This is a genomic window from bacterium, from assembly GCA_035530055.1.
Taxonomy (GTDB): domain Bacteria; phylum UBA6262; class WVXT01; order WVXT01; family WVXT01; genus WVXT01.
On sequence record DATKVN010000095.1, the window covers coordinates 1 to 18618 of the forward strand.

An 18618-nucleotide genomic window follows, 5' to 3' on the forward strand; every position below is an offset into this window, starting at 1 on the left:
GGTAAGAGGCTCCGTAGAATCAACAGATGGCGACTTGAAGTTAATCTCCACTCTATTTTCTGACAAGGCTGGCAAGTTGAGAGAAATAGGAGGTACTCTTCGGGGTAAAATCGATTTTTCCAACCTCTCCTTGAGTGACTCCTGGTGGGAGAATGTTAAAGCTAAAGGAGCAGTTTCCATCGTTCAGCCCAGGGTCGGCCAGGTCTCTTTTGACGAATTAGCTTTCGCATTTAACATAACCGAGCAGGTACTGAGTGTAGATAAATTTCGCTTTTCCCGGGGGACGGGGGAGGTAACAGGTTCTGCCCAGGGGGGAACGAGAAAGGGTAAGCAGAATACAATAAATATAGATACTGAATGGCAAGATTATCCAGTAAGTTTTTCTTCTGGGAAACAGGTTAAAAAAGATGAAGATTCTAAAAGGAATATGGCTATACCCGGGAGAAGATTAAAGGAGAATAGAGTCAACGGCAGCCTCAATTTTAGAGGGAAATTGGCCTGGAAAAAGGACTGGGGAATTCGTGGTTATTTTTCAGGTAAGGATTTTAAATATAATGAAGAACCGTTAGAACCAATCGGTGCGAACCTATCCCTGAATAGAAAACTTGCCCATCTTTCTTCTTTCCATTGTGGGAATGATTTGAAAGGTGAGTTCACGATTGAGGCAGGTAAACAGAAAACCATAAGCGGTGGCATAGAAGTGGATACCGTGAAAGTTCCCCGTTTTCTCCGTTTGATATTTGGAACTGAGGGAGAGAAAACTTTGGTTGATGAGATTAGAGGAAGTTTACATAGTAAGATAGTTTTTAAAGGCCTTTTGGAAAATCCTCAAATTAATGGCTATGTAGACATTGAACAGGGAGTTTTTTCCACTACAAATTTCCTGTTTAAGTCAACATTTAATTATAATAGAAGAGGAATCAATTTAGAATCGGCAGAACTGAAATTTGCTCCCGGGGGCAGAGTTTTGGCTAAGGGTAAGATAGATTTCAACAAACTTGAGCCTCTGGAAATTAATGTTGCCCTGGAGCACCTCCAGTTGAGTAGAGTGCAAAGTTTATTTTATGAAAGAAATTTGAACACTTTTGGGGAGGTTAATGGAAATCTCAATTTCCGTGGCACTTTCGCTCGTCCTCACTTAAAAGTGGAATTAGAATCGGAAAATAGTGGAGTAAATAGTTTCCATGTGGATACCATTAAAACAGACTTTAGGGTGGAGAAGGTCCTTGGAGATAAGGATGAAAGGATAGAATTAGTGTTCGATTCTTTTTCGGCAGGTTTTGGAGGGAGTCTCCTACGATTTGCTCCGGAAGGCAAAGTTCGATTTTCGCCTTCCAGGAAGTTGGTCGACTTTTCGCTCCTTAGTGAATTTCGCAACATAAATTTCGCAAAAATGTCTATTTTTGGTAGTGCTGAATTAAGGGGAACTGCCAATTTCTCCACGAACTCTCCTGTCCTGGAAGTGATGCTCACCACCAGGGACCTGTGGGTGAATCGCCACAATTTTGAAACCGCAAAGTTAAGGCTTTCTTATCGAAACAGAAAGCTATTTTTCCTGCCGCTGGCCAAAGAAACTTTTCAGGTGTTGGGAGAGATAGACTTCGAACGTGTGGATAGTTTCAATGTAAAACTACTCGAATTTTTTCAAGGCAAAGATAGACTGGTAACTATTAACGGGAATGCTGACCTTTCTGGACCAATCGATCTAACTGTCCAGGGAAGAAAGGGAAAGATTGCTGCCAGTCTCATAGGAGAACTCCTAAATGTGAAAATTCCGTTCACAGGAAGTAGTGGGTTTGACCTCAAACTCAGCCGGACTTCAATAGAGGGAAAAAAGGGAAAATTCTATGACTCTTTACGGATGGAGGGGGAAATAGATGTCGCTAATGGCTCGATAGGAAATCTTCTATTTGACGATTTCCGCGCTCTCATCAAGGCAGATGGTGATAGTATAAGTCTAAGGGAATTGACAATAAATAAGAAAGAAGAATATGCGATTAAATGTTGGGGAACTATTCCTTATCCCAAAGAGGAAAAAGATGGTAGAGAAATAGAGTTTTCTTTACAAATGTTTGATAGCAGGGCGGGCATGTTACGTGTTCTGACCAGGGAAATAAGTGATACCAAAGGGCAAATGGAAGCATTCCTTCATATTACCGGGACACGAGAAGAGCCTCTTATAAATGGATATTTTCGTGTCAAAGAGGCTACTCTCTACGGCAGGGAGATATTTAAGAGGATAGATGATCTGACCTGCGATATCTCAGTTAAGGATAGTAATATAGTTATCAACCGGATTAATGGCCAGATAAAAAAGGGAGAAATGGACCTCAAAGGAGAGATAGCTTTGGCTGGCTGGAAGGTGGATAATCTCGATGTGGTTTTTGAGAACAAGAGAGACTATGGGATTCCCCTTAAAATACCTTTTCTGAAAATACCTCAGAGTTCATTTTTTGGTCGTCTCCTATCTGAGACTCCTTGTTCCCTGGAGTTGAAGGGGAAAATCCATGCATATGGAACTCGCCAGTCGTATAATTTAGTAGGAGCAATTGAAGTGGAAAATGCCCAGTTTACTTATCCTCCCAGAGCCGAGGATGCCAAGGATCTAAATTTAGATTTTCTCAAGCCCGCGGTTTGGAATCTGGAGGTTAATGCGGGCAAAAATACCTGGTATAAAAATAGATTTGCTGAAGCCCAGGTACAAGGACAGATGAAGCTCACTGGCCCAACTGAGGAGTTAACCGTTAACGGAACTCTTACATCCGTCAAAGGAGAGATAAGTTATCTGGGAGCTATCTTCAACGTGAAAGAGGCCACTGTGGAATGTATAGATGATGAGCTCTTTTTACAGGTTAGGGCGGAGTGCCCTGTGGAAGATGATACCATTATGTTAGTGGTAGAGAGGGGAAAATGGGGAAGGATTAAGCCAAAATTTACCTCCAGAAGTGATCCGGAAATGAGCGAGCAGGAAGCACTGGTTAAGGCTACTGGTTTGGATTCTTTAAGGCTCTCTCCACAGGAAGGGGATGCCTTGTTGAGGAGGGAACTGTTGAAGTTAATCGATAGCAGCCTGGCCAGCCCCTTGATCAAGTCAATTCTGAAATCGACGGGCATGGTAGATGTGGTTAAGGTTGAAACTACCCTTGCCCAGAAGACAGGGGAAAGATTAAATTCTCCAGAAGCCGCAAAAGGAAAGGAGGGAAAAAGCCTTTTAGAAGGTACGAAAATAACTTTGGGTAAGTATCTAAACACTAATTTATATCTGGGTTACAAGTTGCAATTCGAGGAAGGATACCTGAATAGGCTCGAATTACGGCATGAACTGGAGCTGTTATATAGACTTAAAAGAGGAACTTCTTTGAAAGGCAGACTGGGAGAAGAGGAGAGATATTTGGGAGTAGAAAGACAAATAAGATTTTAAATATTTACATTTTCCGGAAAATTTGATATTATAGTAAAATATTCTAAATAGTAGATAATTTTGAATACAATGATGAGAAAGTTTACAGTCCTATTTTTTTTCTTTATGTTCCTTCTTTCCGGTTATCTCTTTTCCAGTCCTGTAGAGATAAGAGAAATCGAAATAACCGGGAATAAGAATATAGAAACCAAGAAGATATTAAAAGCTCTGGGGATAAAAAAAGGCGATGAATATTCAGAAGAAAAAGTAAGCGAGGGCTTACAAAACATATATGAACTGGGGTTCTTTGAGGATATTACCATTGAAGTCTTTGAGGTTGAGGAAGGAGTAAATGTTACCTACGTTGTAACTGAGAAGCCCCTGATTAAGCGGATAGAATTTAAAGGGAATAAAGAATTCTCTGATAGCAAATTAAAGAAAGAAATAGAATCAGAAGAGAAAGAACCTTTTGCTAACAGGAAAATGCAAGAGGATACCGAAAAGATTGCTACCCTTTATAAGGAAAAGGGTTATGCCGATATAAAAGTGGAGCCTTATACAACGGAAGACGAGAAGAATGGAATGGTGACAATGACTTTCTTTATTACCGAAGGCAAACAGATTAAGATAGGGAAAGTCAATTTAATTGGGGTAGAGGCATTTAATACGAAAAAAATAAAGAAAAAAATGGAGACCAAAAAGGAAAAGTTTTTTAAACAGGGACTACTGGATGAGGACCTGAGAACGATAGAAGCCTATTACAAAGATAGAGGATTCCTGAAAGTTCATCTGGGAACACCTATGGTCGTTCGCGATGAGGAGGAAGCGAAGATTTTTGTCACGCTTTTTGTTTATGAAGGCTTTAAATATACAGTGGGAGATATACAATTCCGAGACAATTATGTGGTTACTACGGAGGATCTGGAAAAAGACCTGGAAGTGAAACACGGAGAGATTTTCAGCCAGGCAAAGTTGGAAGAGGGCCTGTTTAATATTCAGGAGCGCTATGCAGAAAAAGGCTATATCCTGATGCGTTCCAATCCAGAATACTCTACCGATGATGAGAAAAAAGTAGTAAACCTCTTAATCACTATAAATGAGCAGGGGATAGTCTATCTTGACCGAATTTACTTGGGAGGGAATGTCATTACTAAAGATTATGTAATTAAGCGGGAATTCCTGGTAAAGGAAGGAGACCCGTTCAATGTTAAAAAGATAAGGCGAACACAGGAGAAACTATATAACCTCGGTTTTTTTTCAGATATTGCAATTGAGATTGGTGAAACTGGTGACCCCTATAGAGCAAACCTCATCTGTGAGGTAACCGAGCAAAGGACGGGATTACTCAGTATGGGAGCAGGGTACAGCTCGCAAGATGGACTTTTAGGCACCCTTCAGCTTACTCAGAGCAACTTTTTGGGCAGAGGACAGAGAATAGATTTAATGCTGGAGTTTGGTAAGAAAAAGACCAATTATCAGCTCAGTTTTACTGAGCCATGGTTTTTAGGAAGACATGTCCTTTTTGGTATTAGTGCCTACGATACAGATAGAGACAGAGACTACTATAGAGAAGAGAGGGCTGGCGGAAATATCAGAATAGGTCCCCATCTAACAGATATTCTTAGTCTCCGCTTCACTTACACTTATGAACGGGTAAAGGTATACGATGCACTTGCTGATTGGGCAGAAGAAGGAAAAAAGGATAGCAGTAGTTTTACTACTTATTTAATAAGAGACAGCAGGGATAATATATTCGATGCTTCCAGAGGTTCTCTGAATTCTATCTCTCTTCAGGTCTCTGGAGGTATCCTGGGAGGGGATACTGATTTCGTTAAAACTTTTACCTCCAATAGTTGGTTTTTCCCTACATTCTGGCGCTTTGTTCTGGCGATTCAATTGAGGTATGGGATTGCTAGTAGTTTTCCTCACTCTACAGGAGTGCCAATTTATGAGCGGTTCTATGTGGGTGGGGCCGATAGCGTAAGAGGTTATGACTACAGAGGTGAGATCGGGCCTGACGAGGGAGGAGTGACGATGTTTGTAAGCAACGTAGAATATAAGTTTCCCATAGTTAAGGAAAAACTTCGCACTATTTTGCAGGGAGCAATCTTTATTGATATGGGAGGGAGCTGGAGGAAAGGAGATGTAAACTTTACCATAGGCTCAAGGGAGAATCAATTAAAGATGGGGATAGGAGCAGGAATCCGGTTCCAGACTCCTTTTTTCCCTGTCCGTCTCGATTGGGGATATGGATTAAATCATAAACCGGGAGAAGACAAATCCCAGTGGTATTTCACAATGGGCCAATCCTTCTAAGGTGATGGAAGAAATGGAGAGTTCATGATGAAAAGAATTTCGCTTTTTTTCTTTGTTTTTTCTCTTTTCTACTTTTTCCCTTTTACACTTCCTGATGTAAGAGCAGTAATGCTTTCTTCGGAAAGAATTGCTTATGTAGACATAGATAGAGTCTTTGATGAATATAAAGGCATTAAACAAGCGAAAGAAAAGATAGAAAGAGAGATTGAAACGAAGAGAGGCGAGATAGCTAAACTGGAGAAGGAGATAAGAGATTTAGAATTTGCCATGAGGGAAAAGGAAAGAGTAGAACCAGTAGCTATCACGGGATTGGCCGAAAAAGAGGTGGAAATTTCTACTGGACCAGTTATCCCCAAACCACTTCCTGAAGAAATAATTAGACTGAATAAGGAAAAGCTTAATAAGATGGTAAAGAAAATGAAAGAGGAATTAGACAGGCTTGAGAAAGAGATGCCCCATCAGATTTTAGGAAAGATTTACGATGTGATTAGAGAGATTGCTCAGGCTGAAGGTTATGCTATCATTTTGGATAAGAAAAATATTCTGTATAGCGAAATAGAAAATGACCTCACTGAAAAAGTTATACAGATGTTGAATTTAGGTGAGTAAAAAGGAGTAGCGAAGCAAAGCTTCGCCTGCTGGACTCCTCCCGAAAGGGAGGTTTGGGCGACCACAAGGGTCGCCCCTACGCGATTCGCAAGGACTCCAGAATCTTTGGAATTCTCCCGAAAGCAAAGATTACGCTTTGGCGTGCCTTTTTGGATGTGGAGTAAGTTTGATGGGAATGACTTTAAAGAAAATTGCTGAGCTTGTTGGTGGTGAACTCTCCGGGGATAGTAACATAGCAATCGAAGGAGTGGGTAGTCTGATAGAAGCAGAAAAAGGCGAGATTACATTCTTGGCAAGTTCCCGGTACAGGAGTCAGGTATTAAAGACTAAGGCTTCAGCTATTATTATCGGTGAGGGAGTTGAGCTACCAGAGATTCCTTCAATACGGACAAAGAATCCCTATTTAGCTTTTGCCCAGGTAATGAAAGTGTTGGTTCCTCCCAAAAAACTACCCAGGGGAATAGACAAAACCAGCATTCTTGGTAAGGGAGTGAAATTAGGTAAGGATGTTGCCATTGGAGCTTACGTGGTTATTGGAAAGGGCGTGGTGATTGGAGATAAGACTGTAATTTTTCCGGGGACCTACATTGGGGATAAAGCTGTGATTGGGAAGGATGGGCTAATCTATCCAAATGTTACTGTGAGAGAAGAAGTTATTATAGGCGATAATGTAATTATTCACCCCGGTGCAGTTATTGGTGCGGATGGATTTGGTTATGCCACTGAAAAGGGAAAACATCATAAGATTCCCCAGGCGGGAACTGTGGAAATTGAAAATGGCGTGGAAATTGGAGCAAACGTTACTATCGACCGGGCAACTATGGGTAAAACCCTCATAGGTGAAGGGACGAAAATTGATAATCTTGTTCAGATTGGACATAATGTTAGAATAGGTAAAAACTGCCTTATAGTTTCCCAGGTAGGTATTTCGGGAAGTACGGTGATTGGTGATAATGTTGTCCTGGCTGGCCAGGCAGGGCTTGTTGGCCATATTACCGTTGGCGATAATGCAATTGTTGGTGCGCAGGCAGGAGTTACTAAAAGTGTTCCCGCCAATACTACTGTTTCCGGTTATCCTGCCCGGGAACACAAGATAGCCCAAAAGATAGATGCTCAATTAATTAGATTGCCGAAATTGTATGAACAGATAAAAGAGTTAAAACAAAATATAGAGAAAACAAGAGAAAAAATAAAGTGAAAACATCAGGTCGGTCGTCCTTTAGGGTGACGGAATCGGCACTCTCAAGAGTGGGTGACCAAAAAGTTATGGAGGAAATTATGGATTTACAGAAGACTATAAAAAGAGAGAGCACTTATTCGGGAATAGGTCTACACACTGGGAACATAACTTCAGTGACCTTTAAGCCAGCACTACCCAATTCTGGTATAAAATTTGTAAGGTCAGATTTACCAGGTAAGCCGGAAGTTGAAGCTAACATAAAGAATGTTATCAGTGTAGCACGAGGAACCACTCTGGGTAATGGCAGTTTCCAGATCCAGACGGTAGAGCATATTATGGCTACTCTATGCGGTTTGGGTATAGATAATCTCATCGTGGAAGTGAATGCTGGTGAACCTCCTGTGGCTGATGGTAGCGGGATGCCTTTTGTGGAGACTCTGGAGAAGGCTGGTTTCCAAGAACAGAATGTAGAAAAGAACTACTTTACGATAACTGAACCTGTCAAGTTTTCCAATGAAGATGTCCATCTGGTCGTTCTGCCATCGGATGAATTTAAAGTATCTGCTACCATCGATTACAAACATAAAATTTTAAAGAGTCAGTACGGCACGTTTACCATAACCAAAGAGATTTTCGAAAAGGAGATTGCTCCCGCCAGGACATACTGTTTTGAGCATGAAATCGAATCGTTGAAACGCCGAGGGTTGGCTCGCGGGGGTAATTTAGATAATGCGGTAGTAATTGGACAGGATGGCATTCATAATAAGGAGCTCAGATTTCCCGATGAATTTGTCCGCCACAAGATACTCGATTTAATAGGGGACATCTATTTAATAGGAAAACCTTTAAAAGCACACATTATTGCTATCCGCTGTGGACATGCTGCTAACATTGCTTTGACTAAAAGGTTAGGCGAACTCATAAAGAGATCTGCTGCTCGTCGAACGACTAAGACTTTTAAACAGGAAGGTTTTGAAGGAAAAGTCTTAGGTTTGGAAGAGATTCAGAATATAATTCCCCATCGTCCTCCTTTTCTATTTGTAGACAAAATAATTATGTCAGAGAATATGGTCAAAGCCGTGGGGTTCAAGAACATAACTATTAATGAGGAATACTTCAAGGGACATTTCCCTGACTATCCGATTTTGCCTGGCGTTCTAATTATAGAATCGATGGCACAGACTTCCTGTGTTCTCTTCTTGGCCCGTTCGGATCTCAGAAAGAAACTGCCCTATTTTATGGCGATTAAAGAGGTTAAATTTCGTAAGCCTGTCTTCCCTGGCGATCAGCTGCAGCTGGAAGTTGAAGTTACTCGTGCCCGGGTGAGAGGAGGAAAGATTAAAGGTAAGGCGTATGTTAGGAATGAATTGGTGGCTGAGGCCGAATTTATGTTCTCCTTGGTAGATAGGTAAATCGACAACGACAAGTAAGCAATGAGCATATACTACTAAACTTTTAGGAGAAAAAATGAACATTCACAAAACAGCTTTAGTTCATCCGGATGCAGTAATTGAAGAAGATGTGGACATTGGTCCATATACAATTATTGGACCGGATGTAAAGATTGGAAAAGGGACTGAGATTGGAGCTCGTGTAATAATCGAAGGAGATACTCAAATTGGCCAAAATTGTCAGATATGGACAGGAGCCATAATTGGAAATTTACCGCAGGATTTAAAGTTTAAAAGAGAAAAAACGAGAGTCATAATTGGTGAGAATAATGTTATCCGGGAGTATGTAACCATCAACCGGGGAACGACTTCTACAGGAGAGACAACCATTGGAGATAACAATCTCATAATGGCATATGCTCATATCGCTCATGATTGTGTAATTGGCTCTAACGTGATTTTAGCTAACGTAGCTACTCTGGCGGGCCACGTAGTGATTGAGGATAAGGCTATTGTGGGAGGGCTAACTCCAGTCCATCAGTTTGTGCGCATTGGCACATTGGGTATTGTGGGTGGAGGTTCTCGGGCAGCAAAAGATGTACCTCCCTATTGTATGGCAGCAGGGACACCCATTAGAATTTTTGGATTGAATACAGTGGGGTTACAAAGAAACAATTTCCCCAAGCATGTTAAAGCCCAGCTAAAGAGAGCCTACAAGGTTCTCTTCCGTTCCAAATTAAACACTACGCAAGCTTTGAACGTTTTGGAAAAAGAGTCAAACATCTCCGATGAATTGCTTCATATGGTCGCCTTTATTAAAGAATCTGAGAGGGGAATCTGCAAAGAATGAAGATAGAGAATAGAAAGATTGGATTGATTGCTGGTAATGGGAATTTCCCTTTGATTTTTGCACAAGAAGCGAAGAGAGTAGGAACAGAGGTGGTCGCTCTGGCAATAAAGAAAGAGACGAGTCCCAGCCTGGAAAATTTAGTAGATAGAATCCACTGGGTCAATGTAGGACAATTGGGTGACCTGATTGAGATTTGTAAGAAAGAGGGGATAACCAGGGCAGTGATGGCCGGGCAGGTTAGACACACCCGCCTGTTCGGTCAGCTAAAGCTGGACGCAAGAGCTAGGGCTCTTTTGGCTGGAGTGAAGGATAAGAAGGCTAATTCTCTACTGGGAGCAGTGGCTGATGAGTTGTTGAGGGAGGGGATAGAACTAATAGATTCAGCTACCTATCTTTCCCACCTTTTGCCCTCTCCCGGTATTTTGACCCGCCGCAAACCTACTCAAAAGGAATGGCGAGATATCGAGTTTGGTCATAAGATGGCTAAAGAGATTGCTGGCCTGGACATCGGGCAGACAGTGGTGGTCAAGGACCAGGCCGTTTTAGCAGTGGAAGGAATGGATGGAACAGACAGCACCATAAAAAGGGGAGGGAAATTAGGCAAAGGAGATGTTGTGGTAGTGAAGGTAAGTAAACCCCAACAGGATAGGAGGTTTGACCTTCCCATTGTTGGTGAGAGGACAGTAGAAGTATTGAAACAGGCTAAAGCAAAAGTACTCGCTTTTAGTGCCCGCAGTACAATATTATTGGATAGGGAGAAAGTGGTTAAAAATGCCAACCAGAATGGTATTTCCCTGGTGGCAGTAAAAGAAGAAGAAAGTTAGAAATCTAGGTAGTGTGGGGCTTTATGCCCGTAAGAATTACGCCCATAAAGGGATACACTACGCACGAATTTTGGAGAGAGGAATGGTTAGAGTTGGTGTGATTGGGGTTGGCCATATAGGTGCGCATCATGCCCGGATTTATTCGCAAATCCCAGATGTAGAGTTGGCAGGAGTTGTAGATATTGAGCAGAAAAGAAGAGAGAAGCTCGCTCGAGAATATAATACAACTCCATATGCAAGTTATAGAGAGATTTTCAATAAGGTCGATGCAGTAAGTGTTGTGGTGCCTACCGATTTGCATTATCCTGTGGCAAAGGATTTTCTGGAAAGAGGCGTTCACTGTCTGGTAGAAAAGCCGATTACTCCCACTCTGGAAGAGGCTGAAGACCTGGTGAGTATAGCGCGCAAGAAGAATTTAATTTTACAGATAGGACACATTGAGCGGTTTAACAGCGCAATATTGGAGGCACAAAAATATATCAAGGAGCCAAAGTTTATCGAAGCTTACAGACTTGGACCTTACGACCCACGCACTTCCAACATTGGAGTAGTGCTTGACTTGATGATTCACGATATCGACATTGTGCTCTATCTGGTACGCTCACCAGTGAGAAGTATCGATGCTATTGGCGGTAGTATCCTCTCTCAGAATGAAGATATTGCCAATGCCAGAATTAATTTTCAGAATGGCTGTGTAGCTAATATATCAGCAAGCCGGGTTTCCTTGGAAAAGTTTCGTAAGATTAGAATATTTCAAAAGGATGTCTATATTTCGTTAGATTATGCTAAGCAGAGTTTAAAAATTTATCAGAAAAAGGAAAAAGAAATTAAATCAATGAAGGATATGATGGTTTTGAGACCGCAACTGAAGAAGACAGACCCCTTGAGAGAAGAGTTGACACATTTTACTCAATGTGTGGAGAGAGGCAGGAAGCCCTTGGTTTCTGGCAAACATGGTCGGGACGCTCTGGAGATTGCTTTGGAAATTCTCAAGAAAATCAAGGAAAATTTGGGATAAGCGATGGTTAAGAAACTATTCATTGTAGCCGGTGACCCATCGGGAGATTTGCACGGCGCAAATTTAGTAACTGCGCTGAGAGAAATATCCTCCCAGATAGAGATAAATGGATTGGGTGGTGAGAGGATGGAGAGGGCTGGAGTAAGGCTTCTGTATAGACTTACTGAATTGGCAATTGTGGGCTTTAGTGAAGCAATTAATAATATACTTGCTCTTCGTCAGATCTATAGAAAGACAGAAGAGTTCCTAAGAAAGGAGAAGCCGGATATAATTGTGTTGATCGATTATCCTGGTTTCAATCTAAGGTTGGCAGGTTTAGCTAAGAGACTGAAGATTCCTTTGATTTACTATATTGGTCCCCAAATCTGGGCCTGGAGACATGGGAGAATTAAGGGTATAGCGGAATTGGTAAATAAGATGCTGGTGATATTTCCTTTCGAAGAAGAGACATACAGGAAGGCAGGAGTGGATGTTTCCTTTGTCGGTCATCCCCTGTTGGATACTATTCAGCCAACCAAGAGTAAAGAAGAAGTTTGTCGAAAGTATGGGCTGGACTCTAATTCCCCCATTATTGGGCTCATGCCCGGAAGCAGAAAACAGGAGATAGAGCGTCTTCTTTCAGTTATGTTAGAGGCTTCCCGAAGGATAGCTGAAAACAGGAAAGTGCAATTTGTCTTGCCCTTGGCGGGCAATATACCTATGAATTACATAAAAGAGCGCATAACAGAATTTGAAAAAAATAGACTTAACCGAACGAGGATTTCTAAAAGTCAAAAAGAAGAAAAACCTCCTCTTCCTATACTGGTAGTGCGGGATGAAGATTATAATATAAGGAGAACATTGACCTTGGCTCTGGTAGCTTCTGGAACAGCTACTTTAGAGAATGCCTGTCTGGGTATTCCCATGATTATAATTTATAAAGTTTCACTTTTCAGTTATCTACTGGCGCGACTTCTAATAAGAATTCCCAGAATTGGTCTGGCCAATATTGTAGCGGGAAAAAGGGTGGTCCCCGAATTTATTCAGCAAAAAGCTCGGGCAAAAGATATTGCTAAGGTAGCCTGCCACTGGTTGAGTAATCCAGGCCTTATGCGAGAGACCAGAAAAGAACTTAAAAGGGTTAAAGAAAAGTTAGGAACTCCCGGAGCATCTAAGAGAGCGGCAAAAATTATTCTGGAGGAGGCCATAGCGAGCAACTAATGGACCTTTTAAAGAGACTATTTGCATATGTCAAACCCTACAGGATACGTTTCTTAGAAGCGATGGTCTGTATGGCCTTAGTTGCTGGGCTAACTTCACTTCTAATGTATTTGATAAAGCCGACATTCGATAAAATCTTTACTCAAAAGAATCCACAGATGATTCTTTATATTGTCTTGATTATTATTGGTTGTGCCCTGGCTAAAGGGATATTTCAATACTACCAGTCTTATCTGATGGCTTATATCGGTCAGAGAACAATAATGGATATAAGGAACAAACTTTACAGCCACCTGCAAAGTCTGTCTTTGGACTATTTCATTCGTCAGAGGACAGGCCAGATTATTTCTCGTTTAACTAATGATGTTATGTTGCTTCAAAGAGCAGTTGTTGGTGTTCCGGCAAATTTAATTCGTGGAGGTTTGACTATCATAGGCTTGACTGCACTTCTTTTCTATTTGCATTGGCGGTGGGCAATCGTAATTATGATTGTTTTCCCTCTGGTTACCCTGCCCTTAAGGAAATTTGGGAAAAGATTGCGGAAGATAAGCAGAAAGAGCCAGGAGAAGATGGCTGACATCTATTCTTTACTGCAGGAAAAAATCCTGGGAATGATGATGATTAAATCTTTCTGTATGGAGAAGGCAGAAGCGGAGAAGTTTGAACAGGAGAATAGAAATTTCTTTAAAATTATTATGAAAGCGATGCGGATAGTAGCCATTCAATCGCCGGTTATGGAATTTATTGCCACTTTGGGGATGGTAAGCGTTTTAGCTATTGCTGCTTACGAGGTTATAAAGGGAAAAACTACTATAGGAACTTTCTTCGCTTTTATTGGCGCTATCTCTACTATGTATAAACCGGTAAAGAATTTCGCCGGCCTCAATGAACAGATTCAACAAGCCTTAGCTGCCAGTGAAAGAATTTTCTACGTTTTAGATACAAAGTCTTTTGTGGTAGAGCTTCCCCATGCTAAAGTCCTTCCCCCCTTGAGAGAAAAGATAGTCTTGGAAAATGTTTCTTTCTCTTATCCCCAGGAGGGTTCTTCGAGGGAAAATGACCTTGTCCTGGAGAACGTTAATTTGGAAGTTTCCAAAGGAGAAATATTAGCTCTGGTTGGCCCTAGCGGAGGCGGAAAAACTACCATAGCCAATCTGATTCCTCGTTTCTACGACCCCACAAAGGGAAAGATTACAATCGATAGTCAAGATATAAGAGAGGTAAGCCTGAAATCGTTGAGAGGGCAGATGGGCATTGTCACCCAGGAAACAATTCTGTTTAATGATACAGTCAGGAATAATATTGCCTATGGTGATCCACAAGCTTCCTTGGAGAGGATTGAGGCTTCAGCCCGCATTGCTAATGCCCATGAGTTCATAATGAAGCTTCCCCAGGGTTACGAAACGGTTATTGGCGAGAGAGGAGTGAAGTTATCCGGTGGACAAAAGCAGCGAATTACCATTGCCCGGGCTATCCTTAAAGACCCGGAAATCCTGATTTTTGATGAAGCAACCTCTTCATTAGATTCAGAATCTGAACTTTTAGTTCAGGAAGCATTGGATCGCCTTATGAAGGATCACACCACCTTCGTAATAGCACATCGTCTATCAACAATTCGGGAAGCAGATAGGATTATTGTGGTCGATCGCGGCAGAATTGTAGAAGTGGGAAGGCACCAAGAGTTGATGAACAGGAGTGGATTATATAGGAAGCTTTATGATCTGCAATTTAGAGAGGACTTTTCTCTTATATGAGGATTAAAATCTTTCTTTTTCTTATGGGCTTCCTTTTACTCAGTCACTCATCCCTTTTTGGCTACCCCGAGAGGGATGTTTATGTCATTCCCATTAGAGGAGTAATAGACTTAGGCCTTTCCAGTTTTGTCAGGCGAGTAGTTCAGGAAGCGAAGGAAAAAGAAGCTCAGTGTATTATCCTGGAACTGGAGACTTTCGGAGGCAGGGTAGACGCAGCTACCGAGATCAGGGATACTCTCTTCGAAAGTGATATAAACACAATTGCTTTTGTTAACAGAAGAGCCATATCTGCTGGAGCTCTGATAAGCCTGGCTTGTCGGCATATTGTTATGGCCCCGGGCAGTACCATTGGAGCAGCCACTCCCGTGGTCATGGCTCCGGGAGCTACAAAGACCCAGCCTACCGACGAGAAAACAATTTCTTATGTGCGAAAAGAGTTTAAAGCTACGGCAGAAAGGAATAACCATCCTACAGCTTTGGCAGAAGCTATGGTCGACCCGGATGTGGAAATAAAAGGGGTAATTGAGAAAGGTAAGCTTCTGACTCTTACCACAGAGGAGGCCTGGAAACTTAAGTTAGCAGAGCATAAAGTCTCAAAAATTGAAGAAATTCTCACCCTTTACGGGGTAGAGGATGGAAAAGTGGTGAGGGCTTCGATAACCTGGTCAGAGAAACTAGTAAGGTTTCTCACTCACCCCATGGTAAGTGGTCTTCTTCTTACTTTTGGGTTTTTAGGGATATTTTTTGAATTGAGGATACCAGGCTGGGGAGTGAGTGGTACAATCGGGCTAGTCTGTTTGGCGCTCTTCTTTGGCGCCCAATATATGGTAGGCCTGGCCCAATGGATTGAGCCGGTTCTCTTTATTGTTGGGGGAGTTTTACTAGTTTTAGAATTACTTGTTATCCCTGGTTTCGGTATTGCAGGAGTATCAGGTGTCCTGCTTATTGTAGCCAGTCTCTTCCTCTCACTGGTTAAAGAGCCTTTGCCCAAGACACCTGTAGATATTTCTCGCCTCCTCCAGGCAACTTATGTGGTGGCTGCCTCCTTGATCGCTACTTTCCTGGTAGCCACTCTCAGTTTCGCATTTATGCCCAAAATTCCCCTTTTGAGTAAATTAATTTTGACTTCAGAAGAAAAGAGAGAAAAGGGATTCCGTTCTGCGCCAGTAGAGCTGGAAAAATTTATAGGAAAGCAAGGTATAACACTGACTATGCTCAGGCCTGTAGGTAAGGCTCAATTTGGAGATACAATTCTGGATGTGGTGAGCGAAGGCGAACTTATAGAGAAGGGAAAACAAGTAAAAGTGATGAAGGTGGAAGGAAACAGGATAGTGGTTTCCGAAGTGGAGATATAAGAAAAGAAATGAAGCTAAGCTTATCTCTATATCTGGCAGGTTTGGTTCTAATTTGTTTTGAAGTTTTTGTTCCTGGAGGGATTCTGGGAACGATTGGGTTCTTTTTAATCGTAGGCTCTATATGGATTGCTTTCGTTCAACTTGGTAGTGTTGGGGGCTCCTATTTCTTAGTTGGCGGTTTGGTGTTGGCTATGGTGAGCGTCTATTTAGTAATGAAGTTCGGGACTAAGACAAGATTGTCCAGGAAACTATTCCTTCAGTCGACAGAAAAAGGCTTCCGCTCTACTTCGAAAAATTTAGAAGACCTAAAAGATAAAACTGGTATTTCGCTGACTATCTTGAGACCCTCTGGCAAGGCATTAATAGATGGTGGAAAGGTCAATGTGGTAAGTGAGGGAGTATTTCTACCCAAGGGTTGTAAGATAAAGGTGGTGATGGTGGAAGGGAATAGAGTTGTAGTCAGAAGAATAAACGAAGAAAAGGTAGTCTGAGTTTCAGAAATTAAAAGATAGTTTGTTCGTCGCCCGGGAATTTCTTGACGTGGAAAGGTCTGGAGTCCTCCCGAAAGAGGCTGTGTCATAATTAGATTTTTTGTTTGGTAGCCGCAACCTTTAGGTTGCGTTCTCGACGGAGAAATTACGCAGGCTGAAGCCTGCGACTACCCAAAACAGGGTTGCGACACAGCCTCGAAAGGGAGGGCTTAAAACGGAACCCTTGTTTTCGCAAGGACTCCATATCACAAACTATCTTTTAAATAGATTTTGACAATTCTTGGTTTGGACGATAAAAACGAAAGGTTTATGGGAGGTGAGAAATGGTACAGTTTTTAATTGGATTGGTAGTAATAGTCGGAGTTATTTTTGCCATAATGTTCCTCTACTTTCTGAACATTTGGGTCAGGGCTGTGGCATCGGGTGCCCACATTTCCATATTTAATCTTTTGGGAATGAAGCTGAGGGGCATTTCTCCAGCCCTGATAGTCAATGTAAAGATTATGGCAGTTAAGGCTGGCTTGCAGGTAGAGACCAGTGAACTGGAAGCCCATCATCTTGCCAGAGGAAATGTAATGCGAGTAGTTCAGGCACTAATTGCTGCTGATAAAGCCAATATACCATTGGACTTCAAACGTGGTGCAGCAATCGACCTTGCGGGAAGAGATATCTTAGAAGCAGTCCATATGAGTGTAATTCCCAAGGTAATCGATGCTCCCGATCCCTCAAAAGGTAGGCCAACAGTAGATGCTGTAGCTATGGATGGTGTTCAGCTTTTGGCAAAGGCAAGAGTTACAGTGAGAACAAACTTAGAGAGATTAGTGGGAGGGGCAGGAGAAGATACGATTATCGCTCGAGTTGGTGAGGGCATTGTTACCACCATCGGTTCTGCGGAAACCCATAAGAAAGTTCTGGAGAATCCGGATTTGATATCTCAAAAGGTATTAGCAAAGGGGCTGGATGCAGGCACAGCATACGAAATTCTCTCCATAGATATTGCCGATGTGGATGTAGGCAAGAATATCGGAGCAGAGTTACAACAGAGACGGGCAGAGGCTGACCTGCAGATAGCCAAAGCCAAGGCTGAAGAGAGGAGAGCAATGGCGGTAGCTCGGGAGCAAGAGATGAAAGCCCTTGTCGAGGAGATGAGAGCAAAGGTTGTGGAAGCTGAAGCTGAAATTCCCAAAGCAATGGCTTACGCTTTCAGAGAAGGCCGCCTGGGAGTTATGGACTACTATAATTTTAAGAACATTCAGGCAGATACAAAAATGAGGGAGTCTCTGGCAGAAAGACCAGAAAAGAAAGAGAAGAAGTAGGTATGCTCGGGATTTGGTTCGCTCGCTGACAATTTTTTGTAAGCATACCGATTAAGAATCGGGATGCGGATTAGGGGGTTTGGGGGAAATAATCTGATTTCCCCCAAGGGGTGACAGTGAGCCCCGATGGAATCGGGGTGAACGCCAGAGGGGTGAAACCCCTATGGAAGTATTCCCGAAGGGAATATCTTCTTTGAGCACCGCCAAAAATCTCAGGAGTTTATCCCGTCTTCGCGGGACTAAACTCTGATCTTCGATTTTTGGCTAAAAATTCTAATGCTCGCTACACCAAATCCTCTCGCATTAGGGGCATAGGTCGTCTTCGTTTTTTGGCTGAAATTCCAATAATTCTTCACAAACTATCTTTTAAATATCGATAAATAAGCAAAGCAAAAGATGGAGTGGATATGGAAGGTATAGAAGTAATCTTCTGGGTAGTTTTAGCACTGGTATGGTTAATATCAGGCAGTTTATTAAGGAAGAGGTCTCGCAGGGAAAAAGAACGTCTCCAAGGGGAAAGGGAGGCTTATGCAGAGACTGAAGAGGAGACAGCGGGAATGTTTCCCGAAGAAGAGTTAAGTGAAGTTTTTAAGGTCTTGAGAGGTGAAGAAAAAGGTATTCCTGTTAGTGAACAGCCTCACATTATTCTCCCTCCAGTGGAAGAACCAGAAGTTACTGAGACTATGGGAGTAAAAAAATTGCCCGAAAGAGAAATTAAAGTGCCTCCTGTTCTCGAACCGAGTTCTGAAGTGGAAGAACTGGAAATCGAGTTAGAGGATTTAGAAACCCTGGGAAGGGGGATACTCATCTCTGAGATTCTCGGTCCTCCCAGGGCTAAAAAGCCATTCAGGAGAATTCGCTGAAGATTATAATTTTCCCTGAATTGTTAGATGAAAAATAAGAGAGAACCAACC

General features: G+C 42.1%; 14 protein-coding genes. All 14 read left to right on the top strand.

Features of this window, described 5'->3' with window-relative positions; genetic code table 11:
* Positions 1 to 3421: translocation/assembly module TamB domain-containing protein (locus tag VMW39_07275; GenBank protein ID HUW23814.1), on the top strand; the 3421-nt coding region annotated here is incomplete at its 5' end.
* A gap of 69 nt (positions 3422 to 3490) precedes the next feature.
* Complete coding sequence (bamA, locus tag VMW39_07280) at positions 3491 to 5716, top strand: outer membrane protein assembly factor BamA (protein ID HUW23815.1); 2226 nt, start codon at positions 3491 to 3493, stop codon at positions 5714 to 5716.
* Positions 5717 to 5740: 24 nt separating this feature from the next.
* Positions 5741 to 6325, top strand: coding sequence for an OmpH family outer membrane protein (locus VMW39_07285; GenBank protein ID HUW23816.1), 585 nt, complete (start codon positions 5741 to 5743; stop codon positions 6323 to 6325).
* 169 nt (positions 6326 to 6494) lie between these two features.
* Positions 6495 to 7523: a UDP-3-O-(3-hydroxymyristoyl)glucosamine N-acyltransferase gene (gene lpxD / locus VMW39_07290; protein ID HUW23817.1), complete on the top strand. Its 1029-nt coding sequence runs from the start codon at positions 6495 to 6497 to the stop codon at positions 7521 to 7523.
* 80 nt (positions 7524 to 7603) lie between these two features.
* Positions 7604 to 8917: a bifunctional UDP-3-O-[3-hydroxymyristoyl] N-acetylglucosamine deacetylase/3-hydroxyacyl-ACP dehydratase gene (locus VMW39_07295; protein ID HUW23818.1), complete on the top strand. Its 1314-nt coding sequence runs from the start codon at positions 7604 to 7606 to the stop codon at positions 8915 to 8917.
* Positions 8918 to 8972: 55 nt separating this feature from the next.
* Complete coding sequence (gene lpxA / locus VMW39_07300; protein ID HUW23819.1) at positions 8973 to 9746, top strand: acyl-ACP--UDP-N-acetylglucosamine O-acyltransferase; 774 nt, start codon at positions 8973 to 8975, stop codon at positions 9744 to 9746.
* A complete protein-coding gene (gene lpxI, locus VMW39_07305; protein ID HUW23820.1) occupies positions 9743 to 10570 on the top strand; it encodes a UDP-2,3-diacylglucosamine diphosphatase LpxI in 828 nt (275 codons plus the stop codon). The genes lpxA and lpxI overlap by 4 nt, the downstream gene beginning before the upstream one ends.
* Before the next feature lie 82 nt (positions 10571 to 10652).
* Entirely contained in the window at positions 10653 to 11588 is a 936-nt protein-coding gene (locus VMW39_07310; GenBank protein ID HUW23821.1) for a Gfo/Idh/MocA family oxidoreductase, read from the top strand.
* Positions 11589 to 11591: 3 nt separating this feature from the next.
* Positions 11592 to 12788 (top strand): lipid-A-disaccharide synthase, encoded by a 1197-nt coding sequence (lpxB, locus tag VMW39_07315; protein HUW23822.1) that lies wholly within the window; start codon positions 11592 to 11594, stop codon positions 12786 to 12788.
* Entirely contained in the window at positions 12788 to 14542 is a 1755-nt protein-coding gene (locus VMW39_07320) for an ABC transporter ATP-binding protein (GenBank protein HUW23823.1), read from the top strand. The genes lpxB and VMW39_07320 overlap by 1 nt, the downstream gene beginning before the upstream one ends.
* The gene (locus VMW39_07325) at positions 14539 to 15897 is read left to right on the top strand and encodes an NfeD family protein (GenBank protein HUW23824.1); all 1359 of its coding nucleotides are present in this window, start codon (positions 14539 to 14541) and stop codon (positions 15895 to 15897) included. Before VMW39_07320 ends, VMW39_07325 begins: the two co-directional genes overlap by 4 nt.
* Before the next feature lie 8 nt (positions 15898 to 15905).
* Positions 15906 to 16388, top strand: a complete 483-nt coding sequence (locus VMW39_07330) for an NfeD family protein (protein HUW23825.1) — start codon at positions 15906 to 15908, stop codon at positions 16386 to 16388.
* Positions 16389 to 16711: 323 nt separating this feature from the next.
* Positions 16712 to 17704: a flotillin-like protein FloA gene (gene floA, locus VMW39_07335; GenBank protein ID HUW23826.1), complete on the top strand. Its 993-nt coding sequence runs from the start codon at positions 16712 to 16714 to the stop codon at positions 17702 to 17704.
* 407 nt (positions 17705 to 18111) lie between these two features.
* Positions 18112 to 18567: a hypothetical protein gene (locus VMW39_07340; protein HUW23827.1), complete on the top strand. Its 456-nt coding sequence runs from the start codon at positions 18112 to 18114 to the stop codon at positions 18565 to 18567.
* Positions 18568 to 18618: the final 51 nt, after the last annotated feature.

Excerpts from the sequence above, each read along its gene's own strand:
- VMW39_07325 (HUW23824.1), top strand. The coding sequence starts at position 14,539 with ATGAGGATTAAAATCTTTCTTTTTCTTATGGGCTTCCTTTTACTCAGT.
- VMW39_07340 (HUW23827.1), top strand. The coding sequence starts at position 18,112 with ATGGAAGGTATAGAAGTAATCTTCTGGGTAGTTTTAGCACTGGTATGG.
- VMW39_07285 (HUW23816.1), top strand. The coding sequence starts at position 5,741 with ATGATGAAAAGAATTTCGCTTTTTTTCTTTGTTTTTTCTCTTTTCTAC.
- floA (HUW23826.1), top strand. The coding sequence starts at position 16,712 with ATGGTACAGTTTTTAATTGGATTGGTAGTAATAGTCGGAGTTATTTTT.
- lpxD (HUW23817.1), top strand. The coding sequence starts at position 6,495 with ATGGGAATGACTTTAAAGAAAATTGCTGAGCTTGTTGGTGGTGAACTC.
- lpxI (HUW23820.1), top strand. The coding sequence starts at position 9,743 with ATGAAGATAGAGAATAGAAAGATTGGATTGATTGCTGGTAATGGGAAT.
- VMW39_07295 (HUW23818.1), top strand. The coding sequence starts at position 7,604 with ATGGATTTACAGAAGACTATAAAAAGAGAGAGCACTTATTCGGGAATA.
- VMW39_07310 (HUW23821.1), top strand. The coding sequence starts at position 10,653 with ATGGTTAGAGTTGGTGTGATTGGGGTTGGCCATATAGGTGCGCATCAT.
- VMW39_07330 (HUW23825.1), top strand. The coding sequence starts at position 15,906 with ATGAAGCTAAGCTTATCTCTATATCTGGCAGGTTTGGTTCTAATTTGT.
- bamA (HUW23815.1), top strand. The coding sequence starts at position 3,491 with ATGATGAGAAAGTTTACAGTCCTATTTTTTTTCTTTATGTTCCTTCTT.
- VMW39_07320 (HUW23823.1), top strand. The coding sequence starts at position 12,788 with ATGGACCTTTTAAAGAGACTATTTGCATATGTCAAACCCTACAGGATA.
- lpxA (HUW23819.1), top strand. The coding sequence starts at position 8,973 with ATGAACATTCACAAAACAGCTTTAGTTCATCCGGATGCAGTAATTGAA.
- lpxB (HUW23822.1), top strand. The coding sequence starts at position 11,592 with ATGGTTAAGAAACTATTCATTGTAGCCGGTGACCCATCGGGAGATTTG.